The 19,618-nt window shown below is 57.2% G+C and carries 21 protein-coding genes; 17 read left to right on the forward strand and 4 right to left on the reverse strand.

Annotated features, from left to right (window positions below; translation table 11 throughout):
* The coding region (locus E1297_RS11410; RefSeq protein ID WP_196223277.1) for a glycoside hydrolase family 18 protein at nucleotides 1–2,643 on the reverse strand (2,643 nt) is incomplete at its 3' end.
* A gap of 540 nt (nucleotides 2,644–3,183) precedes the next feature.
* Here E1297_RS11410 and msrA point away from each other — a divergent pair.
* Nucleotides 3,184–3,702 carry a peptide-methionine (S)-S-oxide reductase MsrA gene (gene msrA / locus E1297_RS11415; protein ID WP_155138129.1) on the forward strand — a complete coding sequence of 173 codons (519 nt, stop codon included), beginning with the start codon at nucleotides 3,184–3,186 and terminating at the stop codon, nucleotides 3,700–3,702.
* Nucleotides 3,703–3,794: 92 nt separating this feature from the next.
* On the opposite strand, the gene E1297_RS11420 is transcribed toward msrA, so the two are convergent.
* On the reverse strand, nucleotides 3,795–4,595 hold the full coding sequence (locus tag E1297_RS11420; protein ID WP_155138131.1) for a hypothetical protein: 801 nt from the start codon (nucleotides 4,593–4,595) through the stop codon (nucleotides 3,795–3,797).
* Nucleotides 4,596–4,746: 151 nt separating this feature from the next.
* Nucleotides 4,747–5,373 carry a DUF3124 domain-containing protein gene (locus E1297_RS11425; RefSeq protein WP_196223278.1) on the reverse strand — a complete coding sequence of 209 codons (627 nt, stop codon included), beginning with the start codon at nucleotides 5,371–5,373 and terminating at the stop codon, nucleotides 4,747–4,749.
* Nucleotides 5,374–5,567: 194 nt separating this feature from the next.
* On the opposite strand from E1297_RS11425, the gene E1297_RS11430 reads away from it, so the two are divergent.
* From E1297_RS11430 to E1297_RS11450, 5 genes are all read left to right on the forward strand, one after another.
* On the forward strand, nucleotides 5,568–6,725 hold the full coding sequence (locus E1297_RS11430) for a GAK system CofD-like protein (protein ID WP_209015754.1): 1,158 nt from the start codon (nucleotides 5,568–5,570) through the stop codon (nucleotides 6,723–6,725).
* Between the two features lie 168 nt (nucleotides 6,726–6,893).
* The gene (locus tag E1297_RS11435; protein ID WP_155138137.1) at nucleotides 6,894–7,847 is read left to right on the forward strand and encodes a metal ABC transporter solute-binding protein, Zn/Mn family; all 954 of its coding nucleotides are present in this window, start codon (nucleotides 6,894–6,896) and stop codon (nucleotides 7,845–7,847) included.
* An 11-nt stretch (nucleotides 7,848–7,858) separates the two neighbouring features.
* Nucleotides 7,859–8,686, forward strand: a complete 828-nt coding sequence (locus tag E1297_RS11440; RefSeq protein WP_244327724.1) for a metal ABC transporter ATP-binding protein — start codon at nucleotides 7,859–7,861, stop codon at nucleotides 8,684–8,686.
* Nucleotides 8,683–9,906 (forward strand): metal ABC transporter permease, encoded by a 1,224-nt coding sequence (locus E1297_RS11445; RefSeq protein WP_155138139.1) that lies wholly within the window; start codon nucleotides 8,683–8,685, stop codon nucleotides 9,904–9,906. The genes E1297_RS11440 and E1297_RS11445 overlap by 4 nt, the downstream gene beginning before the upstream one ends.
* A complete protein-coding gene (locus E1297_RS11450; RefSeq protein ID WP_155138141.1) occupies nucleotides 9,906–10,838 on the forward strand; it encodes a metal ABC transporter permease in 933 nt (310 codons plus the stop codon). Before E1297_RS11445 ends, E1297_RS11450 begins: the two co-directional genes overlap by 1 nt.
* Nucleotides 10,839–10,851: 13 nt before the next feature.
* Here E1297_RS11450 and E1297_RS11455 read toward each other — a convergent pair whose 3' ends face one another.
* On the reverse strand, nucleotides 10,852–11,484 hold the full coding sequence (locus E1297_RS11455; protein WP_155138143.1) for a hypothetical protein: 633 nt from the start codon (nucleotides 11,482–11,484) through the stop codon (nucleotides 10,852–10,854).
* Between the two features lie 88 nt (nucleotides 11,485–11,572).
* Between E1297_RS11455 and flgB the strand changes: the two genes are divergently transcribed.
* The 11 genes from flgB to E1297_RS11510 all read left to right on the forward strand — a co-directional run bounded on the left by flgB (nucleotide 11,573) and on the right by E1297_RS11510 (nucleotide 19,516).
* The gene (gene flgB / locus E1297_RS11460) at nucleotides 11,573–11,950 is read left to right on the forward strand and encodes a flagellar basal body rod protein FlgB (protein ID WP_155138145.1); all 378 of its coding nucleotides are present in this window, start codon (nucleotides 11,573–11,575) and stop codon (nucleotides 11,948–11,950) included.
* 4 nt (nucleotides 11,951–11,954) lie between these two features.
* On the forward strand, nucleotides 11,955–12,371 hold the full coding sequence (gene flgC, locus E1297_RS11465; protein ID WP_155138147.1) for a flagellar basal body rod protein FlgC: 417 nt from the start codon (nucleotides 11,955–11,957) through the stop codon (nucleotides 12,369–12,371).
* A gap of 2 nt (nucleotides 12,372–12,373) precedes the next feature.
* Nucleotides 12,374–12,721: a flagellar hook-basal body complex protein FliE gene (locus E1297_RS11470; protein WP_155138149.1), complete on the forward strand. Its 348-nt coding sequence runs from the start codon at nucleotides 12,374–12,376 to the stop codon at nucleotides 12,719–12,721.
* 38 nt (nucleotides 12,722–12,759) lie between these two features.
* Nucleotides 12,760–13,548, forward strand: coding sequence for a flagellar basal-body rod protein FlgG (gene flgG, locus E1297_RS11475; RefSeq protein WP_155138151.1), 789 nt, complete (start codon nucleotides 12,760–12,762; stop codon nucleotides 13,546–13,548).
* A 20-nt stretch (nucleotides 13,549–13,568) separates the two neighbouring features.
* Entirely contained in the window at nucleotides 13,569–14,033 is a 465-nt protein-coding gene (gene flgA / locus E1297_RS11480) for a flagellar basal body P-ring formation chaperone FlgA (RefSeq protein WP_155138153.1), read from the forward strand.
* 4 nt (nucleotides 14,034–14,037) lie between these two features.
* Entirely contained in the window at nucleotides 14,038–15,138 is a 1,101-nt protein-coding gene (flgI, locus tag E1297_RS11485; RefSeq protein ID WP_155138155.1) for a flagellar basal body P-ring protein FlgI, read from the forward strand.
* A gap of 124 nt (nucleotides 15,139–15,262) precedes the next feature.
* Entirely contained in the window at nucleotides 15,263–15,793 is a 531-nt protein-coding gene (locus tag E1297_RS11490; RefSeq protein WP_196223279.1) for a MotE family protein, read from the forward strand.
* Nucleotides 15,793–16,497: a flagellar basal body L-ring protein FlgH gene (flgH, locus tag E1297_RS11495; RefSeq protein ID WP_155138157.1), complete on the forward strand. Its 705-nt coding sequence runs from the start codon at nucleotides 15,793–15,795 to the stop codon at nucleotides 16,495–16,497. The genes E1297_RS11490 and flgH overlap by 1 nt, the downstream gene beginning before the upstream one ends.
* Nucleotides 16,498–16,513: 16 nt before the next feature.
* Complete coding sequence (locus E1297_RS11500) at nucleotides 16,514–17,026, forward strand: flagellar basal body-associated FliL family protein (RefSeq protein ID WP_155138159.1); 513 nt, start codon at nucleotides 16,514–16,516, stop codon at nucleotides 17,024–17,026.
* The gene (gene fliP, locus E1297_RS11505) at nucleotides 17,026–17,766 is read left to right on the forward strand and encodes a flagellar type III secretion system pore protein FliP (protein ID WP_155138161.1); all 741 of its coding nucleotides are present in this window, start codon (nucleotides 17,026–17,028) and stop codon (nucleotides 17,764–17,766) included. Before E1297_RS11500 ends, fliP begins: the two co-directional genes overlap by 1 nt.
* 100 nt (nucleotides 17,767–17,866) lie before the next feature.
* A complete protein-coding gene (locus E1297_RS11510) occupies nucleotides 17,867–19,516 on the forward strand; it encodes a sulfotransferase (protein WP_155138163.1) in 1,650 nt (549 codons plus the stop codon).
* Nucleotides 19,517–19,618: the final 102 nt, after the last annotated feature.

Genomic DNA, 19,618 nt, shown 5'->3' on the forward strand with positions numbered 1-19,618 from the left:
GTCGCTGTCGTCCGCGGTGTCGTCGCTGTCATCTGCGGTGTCGTCGCTGTCATCCGCAGCGTCGTCGTTGCCGGTCGAATTGTCAGGCGTGGAACCGTCAACGAGAGAGCTGAACTCGCCGTCTCCGCCGATAACCTGTTCAAATTCCAGCTGGGATGCATTTGCGATGTCTTCGAAAGACGTCTCTTCGACCCAGCTTTCGTAAGCGGCATTGATCAGGCTTTCGGCATCGTCGGTGTCGTTCGACAGATCCCAGAAGAACATGCCGCCGAGACCCAGATCCTGTGCCCATTCGGACTTCAGTGCGACGGTGGCCGGGGTTTCAATGGTGCCGAAGATCTGCTGTGCCTCGTTCCAGACAAAGGCTGCCTGCGCATCGTCGTCCCAGTAGAGCTTCCAGCCGCTGTTCGGATCCTCCAGCCATTCGGCCAGTTCCTTGTAGTGGTACTTGCCGAACTCTACGGTACCGGAGAAGGCTCCGGACGCGCTCGCGCCGACAGCTTCCTCGGCACTGGCGGCATCCACGCCGGACCAGGCATAGGAGTACATCGGTGCGCCCATGACCAGCTTTTCAGCCGGAACGCCAGCGTCCAGATAGAGCTGGATCGTGGATTCGATGTCGTAGGAGGCACCGGTTGCCGGATCGATGTTTGCGCCGGTCTGATCATAGAACGGAGCGTTGTGGCCGGTCGTGTTGGTTTCCCACGTGCTGCCGTAGTAGTCGTAGGTCATGACGTTGAAGAAATCGAGATAGGGCTCAAGGCCTTCGGCGTTGAAGTTCTCGATCTTGTCGAAGCCGGCAGGCGCTGCCACTGACATCTGATAATCGCGGCCGGTTTCTGCTTCCAGGCCATCGAGGGCTTCGCGGACTTCGGCGAGCGCGAGCGCGTAGTTTTCACCGTCATCCGGGCTCGTTGCATTGCCGGCAAGGCCGCCGCCACCGGGGTATTCCCAGTCAATGTCGACGCCGTCGAAGAACGGATATTCCTGCAGGAACTCCACCACCGAGTTTGCGAAGTTCTCGCGGCCCTGTTCGGTTGCAAGGACGGTCGAGAAGTTGTCGGACAACGTCCAGCCACCGATTGACAGCATGATGCTGAGGTCGGGATTGGCTTCCTTGAGCTCGCGCAGCTGGTTGAAGTTGCCATAGAGGTCCTGGCCGCCAATGTCCGCGACGCCGTCAACGCTTTCGTCTGCCCCAAAGGCAATACCGGTTGCGGCCCACTCGTCGAACAGCTGGATGTTGCCGTTGTCGTCGATCTGGGTAAAGGCATAGAACAGGTGGGTCAGATTGTCTGCCGGGATGTCCGCGACATTGTAGTCAATGCCGTAAACGCCCCATTCAGGGAAGTAAGCGCCGATAATTGGGCTGTCCACAGTGTTTCCTCCAGTATTAGAGTTGTTTCCACCGTCCGCACTGTCGTCGGCCGGGGTGTCGGCGACGGGGTCTTCGCCCGTATCATCCGATGTGTCGTCGGATTGATCGTCGTCCGGGTTCGTGTCGGAGTTGCCGGTCGTATCGTCCGGCGTGTTGTCGTCGTTTGCGCCGTCACCGGCATCAGCACCGGTATCGGTTTCGTTGTTGGTCCCGTCCGAGGTGCCGTCCCCGACGAGTGCAAGGATCTCGGCAGATGCCGAGCTGTCGAGGATCGTGAAGTTTCCGGCCGACAGATCATCAAGGGAAATGCCCTGAAGCGTTACGCTTTGATCGTTGGACGGAATAGAGAAGACCACGCCGGCAGCCGTTTCGGTGACGTCGATATGGTCTGACGTGAACCATCCGATGTAGACCGTGTCCGAAGACGGGTCGAAATCGGTAACGGTCTGGTGGGTGCCCCAGTTCCAGTCAATTGTGACTGTCGCACTGTCGGCATCGACACCCGCGCTCCCCTCAGATCCGGAGCCGGACTCGGAACCGTTCAGGCCTTCGTCCCCGGTTAGCCGATCCTCGAAATAGGTGATCAGTTCATCGGCGTCCGGCGAGTCGTATCCGCCGAACTGGTCCATGTATTGCAGGATCGACGTGCCGAATTCGTCATTGGACAAGGTGCCGTTCAAGAACAGCTCCACGACCGCAGGCGATCCGCGCAGGTGGGCAGACGCCAGAATGCCCGTCAGTGTAACGGTTACATCGGTCTGCGTGCCGTCCGATGCCGTGTAGGTCATCGTTGTGCCGATAAAGTCGTCGATCGTATAGCCCTCGGCAGCCAGGCCTTCTTCTATGATGCCGAGGTTGTAGCCAAAGGCCTCCTGGATGGCGACGTCCTGCGCTTCCCCTGTCATGAAGTCTTCGAGGGAATTGACCCCGTTCTTGCCCGTCCAGGTGCCATCCCACGTGTTCGTGTCAGCCCCGTTCAGATAATAGACATCATCGTCGTAGTAGCCGAGATCGATCAGGAGCGCTTCGCCAAACTGGTATCCGACAAAGCCGAAGGCGTTTGTCGACCGGTATGCCATGGACTGCCATTCTGCATCGCTCAGATCACCCCAGCTGCTGTACTGGGGAAAAAAGTCTTGAACAGACCCGCCAGCCCACTCGTCGAGCTGCCAGTCCTGAATAATGCCTTGGTCGTAGCGGTCTCGGTCCCAGCCAGATTCAAAAGCGAGAAGATCCGACAGAAAATCCTCGAAAGTTCCGCTCATAATAATACTCCGTGAGAATTACCCCGTCCCCACGATGAAAATATTCAGAAAAAAAAGGCGGAAACATTACGAAAAAGTTACCTTTTTCAGGCTCTTCAGGCCTAAATAATGCCCAAAAAAACCCACAATTTGGTAATGTTGCTTCTACCTTTGATGGAGATATGTAAATATTGCAAATTATATTTGATTAAATCTTAAAAAATAACGCAAGGTAAATATTGTTTAGTCGTCTGTGTAGAGGAATTTGATTTCCAATAGTCAATTTATGTATTTTTAAAGCGCTGCTGGACCACTTTATACGCTTACTGAGAAGTGTGAATGAGCGATAAAGCTGATTGGATTTTAATGCTGGCAACAACATGCTCGAATAGTTCAATTTCCGAATCCGGTTAGCTGCTCACTGACTGGGAAAAACGTCATTGCAGTTGCCGATTGCCGGTGCCGGCTCCATCTATCAGACGGGAATTGGGGCTTCACTGCAATGGCTGCCATATGTGTGATTGCAGCTGCTTGTTTAAAATGACAAAGGGAGAAGGCGCAATGCCGGACGCAAGAGAGCGCGCAGTTTTGGCTGGAGGATGTTTCTGGGGGATGCAGGACTTGATCCGAAAGCTTCCCGGCATTCTCTCGACGCGCGTTGGTTACACAGGAGGGGAGGTGGCCAATGCCACCTACCGGAACCACGGTTCGCACGCGGAAGGGATCGAGATCTGGTTTGACCCGGAGGTGATCAGCTACCGGTACCTTCTCGAGTTCTTTTTCCAGATTCACGATCCAACCACCCTCCACCGCCAGGGAAATGACGTAGGCCTGTCCTACCGGTCCGAGATATTCTATGTCGGCGAGGCGCAGAAGCAGGTGGCACTGGAGACCATTGACGATGTCAATGCATCCGGACTGTGGCCGGGCCGCGTTGTCACGGCAGTTTCGCCGGTTGGTGATTTCTGGGAAGCAGAACCGGAGCACCAGGATTATCTGGAGCGATACCCAAACGGATATACCTGCCATTTCCCGAGGCCAAACTGGAAGCTCCCGCGCAAGGGCGGCCGGGCGGCCTAGCGGCTCCATGTTTCCGGTCCAGCCACCGGCAATTGTCGGTGGCTCGAAAAGAATACATGCTTCGTTGAAGGAGCCTGAGCCAGAGTGCCGGGCTATTTTGGATGTTGCCCGTGCCGATGGGTTTTTTGGCCGGTTCTGAAACGCGCCATATCTTCTGTATCTGCCCACTGAAACGCAACAATCAGCATTGCGTTTGAACGCAAGGTGGCAGGCTTCGTGGTATCCATCGGGGCCGTGGTGCCAAGATCCTGGCAAATGTTCACGATCAGGAACGCATCTTCGCCCGATCCGGAACCAAGGGCGTAGGTTGGCATTGGCCACGAGCCAACCGTGTTGCCTGCTGCCAGGATCAGCCGGTTCACGCAAGGAAGAGCTGTTGGCATCGGATATATCAGGGCGGGATGGCGTCCTTCGATCTCGATGGAATAGAAAACGCCCTGTGTTTCGCCGATCGGGCTCAGTCCTTCCAGAAAGGATTGACCGCCATAGGCTGCAAATGCGGGGTCTGCAAAACGGATGGTGTGTCCATCGGTCTGAATGCCAATCTCTGCAGCGCGCCACTCACGCCCGAATGTCAGCGGGTCATGGCGATCAATTGCCGCGCGATACGGGTCAGCTGCCATATTTGCCTGCGTCAAAATCATTTCGATTGCATTGGACAGGCCTTGCTGGGCGGCGAGAAATGCGTCCAGATCTGTTGTCGGATCAGGAACCTTGAAAGTCCCGTCGTCGCTGCGGAATTGTGGCACAAGGCGCATAAGGCCTTCTTTCGAGCACAGATCATTGGCTGCCGTGTTTGGTTCGGCATGCGCCGTGCCAGGCATAATTGCCGAGAGTGCGGCGGCTACCAGGATGGCTCCTGGATATGATTTTACAGTCGGAACCAGGGTCATTTGGTGCTCCAGCTCTCAGCAGCGACACACACGGACCTGGCTCTACTGGCCCGTGCCACTGAGTATGCCGCCGAGTTAAGGCAAACACAAACCGATTGGGTTTTGGCCGATTGTTGCCCGGCTGCAAAGCTTCTTCAGTGCGAATTTCAGGTCATTGCGGGGCGCTTGCCGGGCTTTGTGCGATCATTCGTCCACGCGATGTAAAGCTGAAAGCCTGTGTGCCCGAGCCTCCGACCATGACTGTTTCCGATATCGGTGGAAGGGCAGGGGTTTCCGAGGTCCACTTGAGCACGAAGTTCGCCCCCACACCGCCAGCCTGGTCGTTGACCGGCACCAGATAGTCGGCGGACGACAACGGTGCCAGGGTTACCGGCTTGTCTAGAAAGGCCTTCAGCCTTTCTCCGGAATGATTGTAGTACTCGACCGAAGACAATGTGAGCGGGGTATCGGGGTCGACATTGTGGACGACGAGTGTCGCAGCCGTCAGCAGCCGGTTGCCCTTATACAGGCTCACCTGCGAATAGGCTGGCACATAGACACTCGCACCAAGCAAGCGCGGCAGGCACTGGTCTTCGTCAGCGCAGGCAATGGCGTTTGTTGGTGCAAACGCTGCCAGGCCGACCGCGAAGGCGCCCGCGCAAACCGCCCGCCAGTACCCGCCATTTGCGGGCTTGTGGCAATCTTTCGGCTGAAGTGTCATGTCTCTTGTGCCTCGTGGTGTCAGATCGCTTGCAGAAAGGATGCCCGTTTCAGGGGCCGGTTGGAAGATCGTAGACATTCGGTTTGATGCCGGTCCTGATGCACTGGCCATGCGGCAGCGATGGAAGAATGTATGGGGCCGCGGGACAGGCCTTTGTTTTCCATGTCATAAGGATTTTGTGACAGAGTGCGAATACATCTCGTTTTATCCATTTGTGACAAGACCAGCCGAGAGTACCCTTGCCGGAAATATCTGTAACCAGAAGCGTATCCTTGCCCGATCAATTGCGGATCGAGCGGAGCTTGAGTGAACCTGAACTAGGACCGCGCCTGCTGTTTTTTAGCGGGGGAACCGCTTTGAACGGGATTGCGCAATCGCTCAAGCGCTACACGCACAATTCGGTTCATCTGGTGACGCCATTTGATTCCGGCGGCAGTTCGCAAGCGCTGCGCAAGGCCTTTGACATGCCGGCCATCGGGGACCTCAGAAGCAGGCTGATGGCGCTTGCCGACGAGACGGTGCTCGGGCATCCTGATATTTTCAGGCTGTTTACCCATCGTTTCGAAAAAGGAATCCGCCCGGACTTGCTCCTGTCCGAACTCGATGGACTCGTGGGGGGAACACATCCGCTCGTCTCCGCCATCGAACAGCCCATGCGGTCGCTGATCGTCAATCAGCTGACTGTTTTTCGGGACGCAAAGCCGGATGATTTCGACTTGAGCGGAGCGAGTGTCGGCAATCTGATCCTCGCTGGTGGCTATCTCAGCCAGCAGCATCAGCTGGAGCCGATCATTTTTCTGGTAGCCAAGCTTGTCGGGGTTCGCGGCATAGTGCGGGCCGTTGTCGACGACAATTTGCACCTGGGTGCGGAACTGGACAATGGATCCCGCATCATTGGTCAGCATCTTATCACCGGTAAAGAGCATGCTCCCTTGCCGTCCCCGATCCGCCGGATCTTCCTGAACGGCGATGCAAGCCGTCTTGCCCCTGCATCCGCGATTTTCAGTGATCGAAACGCCAATCTGGTCCAAACGGCCGACCTGATCTGTTTTCCGCCGGGCAGCTTTTATTCAAGTGTTCTCGCCAACCTTCTTCCGGCTGGTGTCGGTTCGGCAATTGCGGGCAGAAAAGTCCCCAAAGTTTATATTCCAAGCCTTGGCCATGATCCGGAAGCTGCAGATCTGGATGTTATCGGCAAGGTCGACAAGCTGGTGGACGCCATGCGGCAGGATGCCGGACCGAAGTGCCCAGTTCCGGATCTTCTGAATTTCGTCGTCTTGGACGAAAAGACGGGCGAAAGTAATAAGAGTGTCAGTGCCCGGCTCTTGGAACGCGGGATCATGCCGATCTGGGGAGACCTTGTGTCCGAGACGTCCGATCCCTTTTACGATCCCGGCCAAATTTGTGATGTGCTGATTTCCCTGACCTGACAGATGGCAGCGCTTTTCCAGGGTGTTTGGTGCCCTATGTGCCTCGCTTCCGGGTCAGCCTTCATTCATGCTATTGCAAATTAGTCGCAATAAAGTTGACAGTTGCAAGTCATTTGCATTAGCAATTTCGAGAGTGGAAATTTGAGTCGTTCGGAGGAACAGGAACACATGATCACGCGGCGCACACTTCTCGGAATTGCAACAGCCTTGGCAATGGTTTTGCCGGGCAGCCAGACCTTTGCGGCTGACAAGCTGGACATTGTTGCGACCACCGGCATGATTGCCGACGCTGCGCGTCAGGTCGGGGGGGATCTCGTCGAGGTGAAAGGATTGATGGGGCCGGGCGTTGATCCGCATGCCTACCGCCAGACCCGGACGGATATCGTTTCCATGGCCAACGCGGATCTCGTTCTGTGGCACGGTCTTTATCTGGAAGCCCAGATGGAAGACTTCATGACGGGACTGTCGGAAGAGGGAAATGTCGTGCCGGTCGCGGACGGGTTGCCCAGAAATCTCCTCATCAGCCATGACGACTATGACGACAAATACGATCCGCATGTCTGGATGAACCCGAATCTCTGGTCCCGGGTTGTCCTGAATGTGCGCGATGCCCTGATCGCGACCCAGCCCGAAAGCGAAGACGTGTTTCGGGCCAATGCGGACGCGCACCTTGCGGATCTGACACGTCTGGCAACCTACACTACCGAAGTCCTGGCTTCCGTTCCGGCGGAAGAACGCATGCTTGTGACCTCGCATGATGCCTTCAATTATTTTGGCTCGGCCTATGGTTTTGAGGTTTTGGGCATTCAGGGCATTTCGACAGAAAGTGAAGCCGGTTTGCAGCGTATTGCGCAGCTGGTTGACGAACTGGTCGAGCGCAACGTGCAGGCCGTGTTCGTCGAAAGCTCGGTATCTGATCGCAATATTCGGGCTCTGATCGAAGGGGCCGCTGCGAAGGGGCATGATGTGAAGATCGGCGGCGAACTGTTTTCCGATGCAATGGGTGAAGACGGAACCTATGAAGGGACCTATGTCGGCATGATTGACCACAATGCCACGACCATTGCCGGGGCGCTCGGCGGTCAAGCGCCGAAACAGGGCATGCAGGGATTGTTGAACTGATGGGAGCGCCCATGTCCATGACCGGAAAACTGGAGCTTGCGGCCGAAGATGGCCGCATTCCGCGCCCGGTAGTTTCTTTGGAGGACGCGCCGCTCGCAATCCGGGGGATGACTGTCTCCTACGGGCAGAAGCCGGCTGTCTTCTCTGTGGATGCGACTTTTCAACCGGAGGCAATGACTGCGATCATCGGCCCGAACGGGGCAGGTAAATCCACCATGCTGAAGGCGTCTTTGGGGGTGATCCCGCGTTTGTCCGGCGATGTCACCGTGTTCGGCAAGCCGCTCGCAAAGGCCCGTGACCGGATTGCCTATGTGCCTCAGCGGGCAAGTGTCGACTGGGACTTTCCGACCACGGTAATCGATGTGGTTCTGATGGGGCTATACCGCTCAGTCGGTCTTCTTGGCCGTCTCACCGGAAAGCACCGGACACAGGCGCGGGAGTGTCTTGACCGGGTCGGAATGGCCGACTTTTCAGACCGTCAGATCGGTCAGCTTTCCGGGGGGCAGCAGCAGCGTGTGTTCCTGGCCCGGGCACTTGCACAAAATGCGGACCTTTATCTTCTGGACGAACCGTTCGCCGGTGTTGATGCGGCGACGGAGCGCGCCATCATCGATGTTTTGAAAGCGCTGAAAGCGCAAAAGAAGGCGGTGATCGCAGTTCATCATGATTTGGCGACCGTCCAGTCCTATTTTGATCATGTCTTCCTGATCAATGTGCGCCGGATTGCTGAAGGGTCTGTCAAGGAAGCGTTTTCCGCCGAAAATCTGCACGCCACCTATGGCGGACGGCTGGCAACCGCCCATATCGATCAGCTCAATATCGCGGGTGATGCCGCATGAGCGACTTCGTGAATGCCCTGATGCTGGGAGCCGGTTACAATGCCGCGCTTGTCGGGATCGGGGCGGCCCTGCTCGGGTTTGCGGCCGGGGCGGCCGGAACCTTTCTGTTCTTGCGCAAGCGTGCGCTTGTATCCGATGCGGTTGCACACGCGACCCTTCCCGGTGTTGGCATCGCCTTTATTGTCATGGTGCTTCTGGGTGGGGATGGCCGGAACCTGATCGGCTTGCTTGCAGGCTCCATGCTCACCGCCTGGATTGGCCTGCTGCTGGTTGAGTGGATGGCGCGTGGCACCCGGCTTGCCGAAGATGCTGCGATCGGCGCCGTGCTGTCCGTCTTCTTCGGCGCAGGCATTGTGCTTTTGACGGTGATCCAGACCATGTCGCAAGGCCGGCAGGCAGGGTTGGAGAGCTTTTTGCTCGGTTCGACCGCCGGTATGCTGTTTCAGGATGCGGTCGTGATCGCGATTGGCGGCACCCTTGCCGTGCTTGCCACCTACCTGATGCGCCGCCCGATGACCCTCGTTGCATTTGATGCGGAATACGCGGCGGCCTCCGGTCTGAATGTCCGGCGGATCGATTTGATGATGATGGGCCTGGTCATGGCGGTGACGGTCATCGGCCTGAAGCTGGTCGGTCTGATCCTGATTGTTGCCATGCTGATCATCCCGTCCGTGACCGCCCGGTTCTGGACCGAGCGCAGCGACCGGGTAATCTGGTCGGCTGGCGTGATCGGTGCGGTTTCCGGCTATGTCGGGGCGGCCATCTCGGCATCAGCGCCTGCCATGCCTACCGGGCCGATCATTGTACTTGTATGTGCTGCCCTGTTTCTGGCTTCGCTGTTCTTTGCTCCGGCGCGTGGTGTGGCTGCGGCCGTGATCCGGCACTACCGGTTTCAAAAGCGCGTGCATTGGCGTCAAGGGTTGCTGGCAGTTGCACGGGGCGAACCGATCCATGATCCCATGACGCTGCGGGTCCTGCGCAATCAGGGATTATTGCGCGCAGATGGTGTGGCAACCGATTCGGGCCGGGCGCAGGCCGCCAAGATTGCGCGCGACGAAAAACGTTGGGATGTTGCGCGCGAAGTGCATCAGGATGCAGGTCTGACAGGCCGGTATGACGGGCTTACACCGATTGAAGATGTGTTTACACGCGACGAGATTGCGGAGTTTGACAGGATTATCGGCGGCCCGGTTGCCGCTGCAGGGCAGGGAGCCGTCTGATGGGAAAAGAGTTTGTCATGTTCTCCCTGACGCCCCTGCTGATCGGGATTTTTGCGTCAATTGCGTGTGCATTGCCGGGGAACTTTCTGGTTCTGCGCCGTCAGGCCCTGATCGGCGACGCGATCAGCCATGTCGTTCTGCCGGGCATTGTCGTTGCCTTTCTGGTCACTGGCGTGGTTTCGGCCATGCCGATGCTTCTGGGGGCGGCGGGTGCCGCCGTCGTCGCTGTTGTTTTGATCGAGGCGGTCAAGCGGCTTGGGCGTATCGAGCCGGGAGCCGCGATGGGTGTGGTATTCACCTCGCTTTTTGCCGGTGGTGTCTTGCTTCTGGAGCAGACAGATACCTCAACGGTGCATCTGGATGTCGAGCACGCGCTCATGGGCAATCTGGAAAGCCTGATCTGGTTCAAGGCCAGGGGCTGGCACTCCTTGCTGGATCCGGTGGCGCTGGCGGCTGTGCCGGGCGAGCTTTGGCGTATGGCGGCGGTTTGTCTTGTCATGGCCGTGCTGACGGTGGTGTTCTGGCGGCCGCTCAAGATCTCGACGTTTGACGAGGGCTTCGCCCAGGCACTGGGTCTGCCGATTGCGGCAATCAGTTTCGGCCTTGTGGTTGCTGCCGCCATTGCAGCTGTTGCGGCCTTCGATGCGGTCGGGTCGATCATCGTGATTGCGATGTTCATATGCCCGCCCGCAGCGGCCCGGCTAATGACCAACCGGTTGGAAATTCAGGTGCTCTGGAGTGTTGCCTTTGCCATGCTGTCTGCTGTTCTTGGATACGTCTTCGCGGGCTACGGTCCGTTGTGGTTTGGCTCGGAGAATGCTGTCAGTGCAGCCGGTATGATTGCAACGGTTTCAGGTTTGATCCTGGGACTGGCGTGCCTGTACGGGCCGCACCGGTCCCGCGTCGGGGCGGGGCGCGAAGAAGCGGTTTAAACTCTGACATAGCCTAATCAAATCGTGCCGGCGCATCAGGCTCCAAGGAGCCGGGCGCCGGTTCAAGCGCTGCCGGGGGCTGTTGCATGGGCCGCTGGACGCGGTTCAGTCCCGGCCGGTGAGACACGCTCGGGTCGCCGAGACTGCGGGGATGGTGATTGACCCGCGAGGTTTCCTGCCGGCAAATCCGAAACGCCATGTCATAGAGCGCAGTCCAGCCCTCCGGCGTGGCTCCGAGGTTATCCAGAACACTCAACGCACCCCCGGCAATTGCACCGCGCCGTGCGCCGCTTGGCCCTTCCCATGCACCACCGGCGACCGCGCCTTGCATGGCACCATCCACGACGTCCAGATCCTGGCCTCCGCCGCCTATATAGGAGTTGGCGTAGTTTTGTGCGTAGGCATCACAATCCACGACTTGAGCTGATGCGGTCACGGCGAGGGGCGCAAATGCGATCATGATACCGGCCAAACCGCTGCAAGCCCATTTTCCGGGCTTTTTGCGCCGTCCCGGTTCGTCCAGCAGCTCATTCTGGGCGACGCTGAGCGGTTTCAAGGCAATGCTCGGCATGTTTTTGACCTCGTTGGGGATGGTTGGACGCAACAGCCTATCATCCATTAGTTTGCCCAAGGCTTGTGTTGCCATCAACCAAAGACCTCCGGCAGTCAACAGCCTCGGACAAGGTTGCGGCTCTAGTCCTGTATGCGAACCAACTTCGCTTGGAGGTCTTTAGATGGAACCGGTGTTCCTGACGAAACTTATTTCTCAGAACAACGAATGGTTGTCGGTCCGTCAATCGGCGATCGCCCAGAACATCGCGAATGCGAACACGCCCGGTTTTGCCGCAAAGGATGTCGAGCCGTTTGTCTCCGTGATGAGCAAGACGCATCTGGCGATGACGGCGACCCATGACGGGCATATGGGCACCGGCGTGGACATGCCGCGAACCGGGGATGTCGAAGAGGCGCGGACCTGGCAGGTTACCCATTCCGGCAATTCCGTCAGCCTTGAGCAGGAAATGATGAAAGGCGGTGAGGTGGCGCGTTCGCACTCGCTGAACACCAGCATCGCCAAATCGTTTCACCGTATGTATCTTGCAACCTTGAGGTAGAACCATGGCTGACCCCTTGACCGCAACCATGCACATCGCTTCATCCGGCTTGCAGGCGCAGGCCGAGCGCATGCGCGTTGTTTCCGAAAATCTGGCCAATGCGCGCTCGACCGGCGATGTGGCTGGTTCCGATCCCTATTCGCGCAAGACGATTACATTCGAAAGTGAGATGCAGCGTGCGCTCGGCGCCGAAACGGTCCGCGTCAAGGAGATCGGCACGGACAAGGCACCCTATACCGTCGAGTACGAGCCTGGCCATCCGGCAGCCGATGAAAACGGATTTGTCAAAATGCCGAATGTAAACATGCTCGTCGAAATGGCGGACATGCGTGAAACGAACCGGTCTTACGAGGCCAATTTGAAGGTCATGACGCAGACCCGCGAGATGGTCATGCGTCACATCAGCTTGCTGAGTGAATAATCATGATTGATGAGATTACCGCGCTGAGCGCTAGTTCGAATGGTCTTTTGAAATCCACATCCGAGACCCGATACGTCAATCATGGCGCCGAACTCGGCGGGCTTGGCGTGAATGAGGCTGCGAATGTCGGAGATGTCAGTTTTTCCGATGCCATGGCCAATGTCTCCGCTGATGCAATCAGCCGCGTGAAGGAAGGTGAGGCAGCTGCCTTGGCCGGCGTTGATGGCAAGGCATCCGTACAGCAGGTGGTCGAGGCCGTCATGGCGGCGGAGGCGAGTCTCAGGACTGCTGTCGCAGTGCGTGACAAGGTTGTCGCCGCCTATCAGGAAATCAGCCGGATGACGATTTGAGGCCGGGCTGACCGCCTCGCCGCTTTGGAGAATTTGACATGAAAGCCCTTGCTATCGCCGCAACCGGAATGAGCGCGCAGCAGCTCAATGTGGAAGTGATCGCCAACAATATTGCCAACATGAACACCACGTCGTTCAAGCGGGCGCAGGCGGAATTCTCCGACCTGTTGTACCAGGCGGAACGGTTGCAGGGTGTTCCCAATCGGGGTGGTGAGGATCCTGTTCCCGAGGGAGCGCAATTGGGGCTGGGAGTGAAAACCGCCGGCATCCGAAAGCTGCACACACAAGGCACGCTCACCAACACCGGCAACCAGCTGGATGTTGCCCTTGATGGTCGTGGCTGGTTCGAAATCACCGGACCGGATGACGAGATCATCTATACCCGTGCCGGCTCCTTCAACAAGAATGCCGACGGACGCCTTGTGACAATCGACGGTTATCCGGTGGAGCCCGCGATCGTGTTTCCGGAAAACACCATCGACATCGTGATCAATGAATCCGGTCAGGTGTTCGCACAGGTGGATGGTGAGCTGGCGCCGCGTGAATTGGGCCAGCTGTCGCTGGTGAACTTCGCCAATGATGTCGGGCTGGAGCCGATCGGCAGCAATTTGTTCCGCGAGACGGAAGCCTCCGGCGTGCCGATCAACGGTGTTCCCGGAGACCCCGGCTTCGGCATCATTCGTCAGGGCTACACCGAAGCCTCCAACGTTGATCCGGTCAAGGAAATCACCGCCCTGATAACTGCCCAACGCGGTTACGAAATGAATTCCAAGGTTATCAAGGCCGCCGATGAAATGGCCGGCACAGTTACCAACGGTATTCGCTAGACACTGACAGGGAGGTGGAAATGATTGCGTTCATCACCCGCATTGCGCTCGGTGTCTGCCTCTCTGTTGCCGCTATGGTTGCGCCTGCGCTGGCTGCGGGAATTGATCTGCCGACGCCCAAAGTGACAATTCATCCAGGCGATGAACTCTCCATGGATAATGTCATCATTCGCCGGTTTCCGGCGCAAACCGCACAGCAATTTGCTGTCATGACGGATCGTTATGGCCTCAACGGCATGGTGGCCCGCCGGACGCTTTTTCCCGGCAAGCCCATTCCGGTCACCGCAGTGGAGGCGAGGCTTCTGGTGCGGCGTGGCGAGCCTGCGAGGCTTGTGTTTCAGGAAAAGGGCCTCACCATCATCATGCAGGTTGAGCCGATGCAAAACGGCACGGCGGGCAAAGTGGTGCGGGTCAGAAATATCGACAGCGGCCTGGTGGTGACCGGCGTGGTTCAGCAGGACGGAACGATCCGTGCAGGGAACTAACCTCATGCGTATTCTACTTGCAATTCTCCTGTCTCTGGGAATGGCGCTTCCGGCCAACGGAATGGCGCGGATCAAGGATATTGCCTCGCTCAAAGGCGTTCGGGACAACCAGCTCGTCGGATACGGTCTGGTGATTGGCCTGAAAGGGTCGGGCGACAGTCTTCGCAATTCGCCCTTTACCGAGCAATCGCTGCAGTCGATGCTCGACAGTCTGGGTGTCAATGTGCGTGGCGCGCGGCTGCGGACACGAAACGTTGCGGCTGTCGTCGTGACTGCGGAACTTCCACCCTACATCACCAAGGGCTCCAAAATCGATGTCAGCGTTTCCTCTTTGGGCGACGCGACATCTCTTGCGGGCGGGACATTGGTGGCGACACCCTTGCTTGGTGCCGACGGTCAAATCTATGCGGTTGGACAAGGACCGGTTGCCGTGTCCGGTTTCCAGGAGCAGGGGGCTGCCGAAACTCTTTCGCAAGGTATTCCCACAGTCGGGCGTGTGCCGAACGGCGCCCTGGTTGAGCGGGATTTGCCCGCAACCTTCCAGAACATTCCAAGTCTTGTGTTCGAGTTGAGTAATCCGGATTTCAAGACGGCTGTGCGTGTTGCCGACGCGATCAACCGGTATACCCGCGAGCGCTATGGCGTCTATACGGCCCGGGAGCAGGACTTGCGGTCGGTCAAGCTGACGCCGCCGGCCAATGTCAGCCTGACCCGCTTTATCTCCGAAATCGAATCGCTTCGTGTGCGTCCTGATCAGACGGCAAAGGTGGTGATTGACGAGCGGACCGGTACTGTCGTGATCGGCCGGGATGTGCAGGTATCCACTGTTGCAATTACACACGGCAATCTGACGGTCCGCATTACGGAAACGCCCGAAGTGTCTCAACCAGGTCCGTTCTCCCAGAATGGCGAGACGGTTGTGGTCCCGCGTACCTTTGTTGATGCGCAGGAATCAGGTGGTCAGCTTGCGTTTGTCGGCGGGACAGACTTGCCCACGCTGGTGCGCGGTCTGAACAGGATCGGTCTGCGTCCGACCGGGATTATAGCGATCCTGCAAGCCATCAAGTCGGCCGGTGCCCTGCAGGCGGAACTGGTGGTTCAATAGCGATCCCGTCTTCGGTTTTGTTCCTGAAAGGCGCGGCCGGTTCGGCCGCGCCTTTTTCGTTCCAGCTCCGCGCAAGGCCATCCGGTCAGGATGCTCACGGGAATGAAAAAGGGGACAGGCGTCCATGAGTTGTCTTTCAAGAGGGGTGAAGAGTGCGTTGGGGCTTGTTGTCGCCGGCGCATTGTTCGGCTTTGGCTCCCAGGTGCTCGCCGCGCAATCGCCGCAACCGAAGCCGGCCGTGGATGCGCCCAAACAGGATGCGGCCCTTTATTGCGAAAACACCGCCGACAAGGCGGCCGAAGCCCGGCTCAAATGGCAGACATGGAAGCTTGTGTCTCTGGAGGCAAAGCTGCGTGAGCGGATCGAGGAGCTGAACCGCAAGCAGGAGGAATTCGAGCGCTGGGTCGAGCGCCGGGAACAATTGCTGGCCGAAGTTGAAGGGCAGGTGGTGTCGATCATCGCCAAAATGCGACCGGAGGCGGCGGCTGCCCAGCTCGCCACCAGTGATGACGAAACGGCGACGGGTGTTCTTCTGAAACTCAAAGCCCGCTCGGCCAGCCAAATCCTGGATGAAATGGATCCGGCCCGGGCGGCTCAATTGACAAGGTCCATGGTCGGTTTTTCTGCAGATAATGACAAGGATCGGAGTTTCTGATGGTGCGTATATCAGGTCTTTGCTGTGCTCTGATCCTGGGCGGATGTGCCGGTCAATTTGAAGATGTCGGCCGGGCGCCGACGATGACGCCGGTCGGTTACGGTATCGCGGCGCAACCGCCTGCGGTCTATCCGCTCAACACATTCCGGCAAGGGGGCAAGAAGGATTACAACTCCCTCTGGGTAAATGATCGCGAAGACTTCTTTTCCGATCCCCGCGCGCGCAAGGTGGGAGATGTGCTGACAGTGCAGATCGCCATCAATGATCGTGCCGATCTTGAAAACAGTTCGGACCGGCGCCGTACTTCCGATATTGACCTGAGTGGCAGCTTGTCGGGTAGCTGGGACGGCAGCTCGACAAGTGGAGATGGATCTCTCGGCGGAAACACCACATCATCCTCCTACGGTGAGGGGGCAATTGACCGGCGCGAGGAAATCGAGCTGTCGGTCGCGGCTGTGGTCTCGGATCGGCTGCCAAACGGCAATCTGGTGATTTCCGGTTCGCAGGAGGTTCGGGTCAACTACGAAATGCGGATCCTTCAGGTGGCGGGGATCGTCCGCCCGCGCGACATCGAGGCGAACAACACGATCCAGTACGACAAGATCGCGGAAGCCCGGATTTCCTATGGCGGGCGGGGCCGGATCTCGGAAGTCCAGCAGCCGGGCTGGGGACAGCAGGTCTACGACATCATCACGCCATTCTAATTTGACGAGGATATCCATGGCCAAATGGCTAACGGGAACGGGGCCGGTGAGTGGCGAGCGGAAGACTGCTGCCGACCGGTCCGGGTTCTGGTCGGGCTTTTTCCTTTTGACGCTGATATCGGTCGGGGCCGGTGCGCTCGTCGCAGTGCAGTCCGTCCAGATCACGAAGGAGAACCTGTCGGAGGAGTACCGCCGGGCCCGGAACCACCCGGTTCTGGAACTCACATACGATACCAGTGCGAGACTTCGAAAACTTGATCCGGTCGTGACCAATCTTGCTGCGCCGAAGGATGCCTGGGTGCGCGTGCAGGCATCAATCGTGCTGTCGGACGAATATGAGGGAGACCTGTCCGTGCTGAAGGGCCGGATCGAGGAGGACATCCTGTCCTATGTCCGGACCCTGTCGATCAGCCATCTCGAGGGAGCGGTCGGTCTGCAGCATCTGCGTGAGGATCTGAACGACCGTGCCCAACTGCGCTCGGACGGTGAGGTTGTCGAAGTGATCGTGGAATCCCTGGTGATCCAGTAATGCGGCTAATACTCGGTTTTGTATTTTTGGCAGTGCTTGGCGGTGCTGCCTACGCTCAGGTGCCTGACTTGTCACAACTCCTGCCGGAAGGCGAGGGAAGTGCCTCCGGCCGTCTGGTTCAGATCATCGCGCTTCTGACGGTCTTGTCGCTTGCGCCCGGCATCCTGATTATGGTGACAAGCTTCATCCGTTTCACCATTGCATTTTCGTTTCTGCGCTCGGGGATCGGTCTTCAGACAACCCCGGGGAACCTGATCCTGATTTCGCTGGCGCTGTTCATGACCTTCTATGTCATGGCGCCGACCTTCGACAAGGCGTGGAAAGACGGCGTTCAGCCATTGATGAACAACGAGATCACGGAGGCCGAAGCGTTTGACCGGATCAGCAAGCCGTTCCATGAATTCATGCTGTCGCAGGTGCGGGAGCAGGACCTTGTGCTGTTCGATGATCTGGCCTTTGGCCGGGTTTCTGATCAGGCTGCAGCAAGCCCCGAGGACGTCGAGCTGCGGGTCTTGATCCCGGCTTTCATGATCTCGGAGCTCAGGCGCGGTTTCGAGATCGGCTTCTTGATCGCGCTGCCTTTTCTGGTGATCGACATGATCGTGGCGACCATCACCATGTCCATGGGGATGATGATGCTGCCCCCGACTGTGATCTCGTTACCCTTCAAGGCGCTGTTTTTCATCTTGATCGACGGCTGGAACTTGCTGGTGGGCAGCTTGATACGGTCGTTTGTTTAAGTCAGAGCGATCCGCAACTGCGGCGTCAGATGGTGCATGGCGGTACTGTTCAGGGATACCTGCGCCCTCTGGCATTCATTTGCCCGTTTGGAGTTTGAACATGTCCGGTATGGTACAGGCGCAACCGCCACAAAACAAAGTAGAAGTGGCAACGACCCTTTTTCACGACAAATGTTATGAGAACAGTCTTGAGCTGGTTGAGGCAGCGATAGCGGAGGGTCAGAGAACGCCGACAGCTTGGTATTTGAAGGCCCTCAACTTGCGCAGTTTGAAAAGGTCTGCGGAAGCCGTTCCGATACTGGAAGTGCTGCATCGCGAGCTTCCGGATAACGCCGATATTTTCGCGATCCTGTGCCATGCCGCTTTCGAGTGCGGCATGGTTGAACGGGCCATCCAAATCGCGAAGCAAGGCGTCGCAACTCACGATACAGACCTGCAATACTACGATATTCTTATTCAAGTCCTTTTGGGTACACTGCGCTATTTCGAAGCGCAGCAGGTTTGTATGGCTGCGATACGACTTGACATGAAGAACGCCAAGCGTTGGCTCAAGCTGGCTGAATGTTATGCAAATGATCAAAACGTTGCAAAGGCAGCGGCGGCGCTAGCTGAAGTCAAGGCGCTTGCGCCGAATGTGCGCGGAATTAGATTTGCGTATTCCGAGCAAATTGCCCGGCTCGGAGGAAAGCGCGAGGCAATCAAGCTTTACCGTTCGTTGCTCAAGGAGGAGTTTGAGGCCAAGGTGTTTTCCGCGCTCGCCCATGCGGATAAAGTTGACCCAAACGGTATGCTGGCGCGGAGAGCCAAAAGCACCGCAAACACTGGTCGCACTTCAACTGACGACAAGGCTCATCTCAAATTTGGACTGGCTGTGAGCTATGACAAGGCAGGTGATTACGATCGAGCGGCGGAGTATTATGTTGCCGCCAATGCCTTGAAGTCGGAGGTCTTATCCTTTTCAAGAGACGAGTTGGCCGAGAAACACAAAAGTATAAAAAATGCATTTTCACCCGATCATTGTACAAATGCCTGCACTGCCTCAACCACAAGCGCGCCGATATTCATCGTTGGCATGCCGCGCAGCGGATCGACATTGATCGAGCAAATCTTGAGTTCGCATACCTGCATTGAGGGAGCAGGTGAAGTATCTTACCTCAATAGATTGACTTACGGTTCAACTCCGACGCCGTTCGCGCAGGAATATGTGGGCTATTCTCAGGATGAAAAATTGCGGTTTGCAAAAAACTACATTCAGCTCGTCAAAACTGGATGTGATTTCAAAATAAAATTTACTGACAAGAACCTGTTTAACTGGAAAAATATAGGTTACATTTTCACCGCTTTTCCAAATGCCAAGGTGATCCATTGCCGACGAGATGCGCGCGCGAGTAATCTGTCCATATTCAAGCTGCCATATTCTGATAATGTGCCCTTCAGCGCCTCCGTCTCCGATCTGTCTTGGTTCAGAACTGAGTACGAAGACATGATGCAATTCTGGGAGAAGAGGTTTCCAGGTCGTATTTTGCATGTCGATTACGAGGAAACGGTTCTGGATCTCGAGGCGCAGTCTCGCAGGGTGCTGGACTATCTGGAACTGACTTGGGAGGCGCAAGTGCTGGCGTTCCACGAAAACAAGAGGGCTGCCTTTACCGCTTCTCATGATCAGGTTCGGCAAAAACTCTATCAAAGCAGTCTTGAACCATGGCGGAAATATGAGGGTACCAGGCTTGCGGAAGCGCTCGGATTCTAGCTTTCAAACCATGCGATTCCAGTCGTAATGCCGGGATCGTTGCCGGTTCCATATTCTGGACCTTCGTTCGCGTGACCTGCCCCCACAATCTCGGACCATTCA

It is taken from the genome of Roseibium sp. RKSG952 (genome assembly GCF_009711355.1).

Excerpts from the sequence above, each read along its gene's own strand:
- E1297_RS11490 (WP_196223279.1), top strand. The coding sequence starts at position 15,263 with ATGAGTTGTCTTTCAAGAGGGGTGAAGAGTGCGTTGGGGCTTGTTGTC.
- E1297_RS11440 (WP_244327724.1), top strand. The coding sequence starts at position 7,859 with ATGTCCATGACCGGAAAACTGGAGCTTGCGGCCGAAGATGGCCGCATT.
- E1297_RS11445 (WP_155138139.1), top strand. The coding sequence starts at position 8,683 with ATGAGCGACTTCGTGAATGCCCTGATGCTGGGAGCCGGTTACAATGCC.
- flgG (WP_155138151.1), top strand. The coding sequence starts at position 12,760 with ATGAAAGCCCTTGCTATCGCCGCAACCGGAATGAGCGCGCAGCAGCTC.
- msrA (WP_155138129.1), top strand. The coding sequence starts at position 3,184 with ATGCCGGACGCAAGAGAGCGCGCAGTTTTGGCTGGAGGATGTTTCTGG.
- E1297_RS11435 (WP_155138137.1), top strand. The coding sequence starts at position 6,894 with ATGATCACGCGGCGCACACTTCTCGGAATTGCAACAGCCTTGGCAATG.
- flgA (WP_155138153.1), top strand. The coding sequence starts at position 13,569 with ATGATTGCGTTCATCACCCGCATTGCGCTCGGTGTCTGCCTCTCTGTT.
- flgI (WP_155138155.1), top strand. The coding sequence starts at position 14,038 with ATGCGTATTCTACTTGCAATTCTCCTGTCTCTGGGAATGGCGCTTCCG.
- E1297_RS11455 (WP_155138143.1), bottom strand. The coding sequence starts at position 11,484 with ATGGCAACACAAGCCTTGGGCAAACTAATGGATGATAGGCTGTTGCGT.
- fliP (WP_155138161.1), top strand. The coding sequence starts at position 17,026 with ATGCGGCTAATACTCGGTTTTGTATTTTTGGCAGTGCTTGGCGGTGCT.
- E1297_RS11450 (WP_155138141.1), top strand. The coding sequence starts at position 9,906 with ATGGGAAAAGAGTTTGTCATGTTCTCCCTGACGCCCCTGCTGATCGGG.
- flgH (WP_155138157.1), top strand. The coding sequence starts at position 15,793 with ATGGTGCGTATATCAGGTCTTTGCTGTGCTCTGATCCTGGGCGGATGT.
- E1297_RS11500 (WP_155138159.1), top strand. The coding sequence starts at position 16,514 with ATGGCCAAATGGCTAACGGGAACGGGGCCGGTGAGTGGCGAGCGGAAG.
- E1297_RS11420 (WP_155138131.1), bottom strand. The coding sequence starts at position 4,595 with ATGACCCTGGTTCCGACTGTAAAATCATATCCAGGAGCCATCCTGGTA.
- flgC (WP_155138147.1), top strand. The coding sequence starts at position 11,955 with ATGGCTGACCCCTTGACCGCAACCATGCACATCGCTTCATCCGGCTTG.
- E1297_RS11470 (WP_155138149.1), top strand. The coding sequence starts at position 12,374 with ATGATTGATGAGATTACCGCGCTGAGCGCTAGTTCGAATGGTCTTTTG.
- flgB (WP_155138145.1), top strand. The coding sequence starts at position 11,573 with ATGGAACCGGTGTTCCTGACGAAACTTATTTCTCAGAACAACGAATGG.
- E1297_RS11510 (WP_155138163.1), top strand. The coding sequence starts at position 17,867 with ATGTCCGGTATGGTACAGGCGCAACCGCCACAAAACAAAGTAGAAGTG.
- E1297_RS11425 (WP_196223278.1), bottom strand. The coding sequence starts at position 5,373 with ATGTCTACGATCTTCCAACCGGCCCCTGAAACGGGCATCCTTTCTGCA.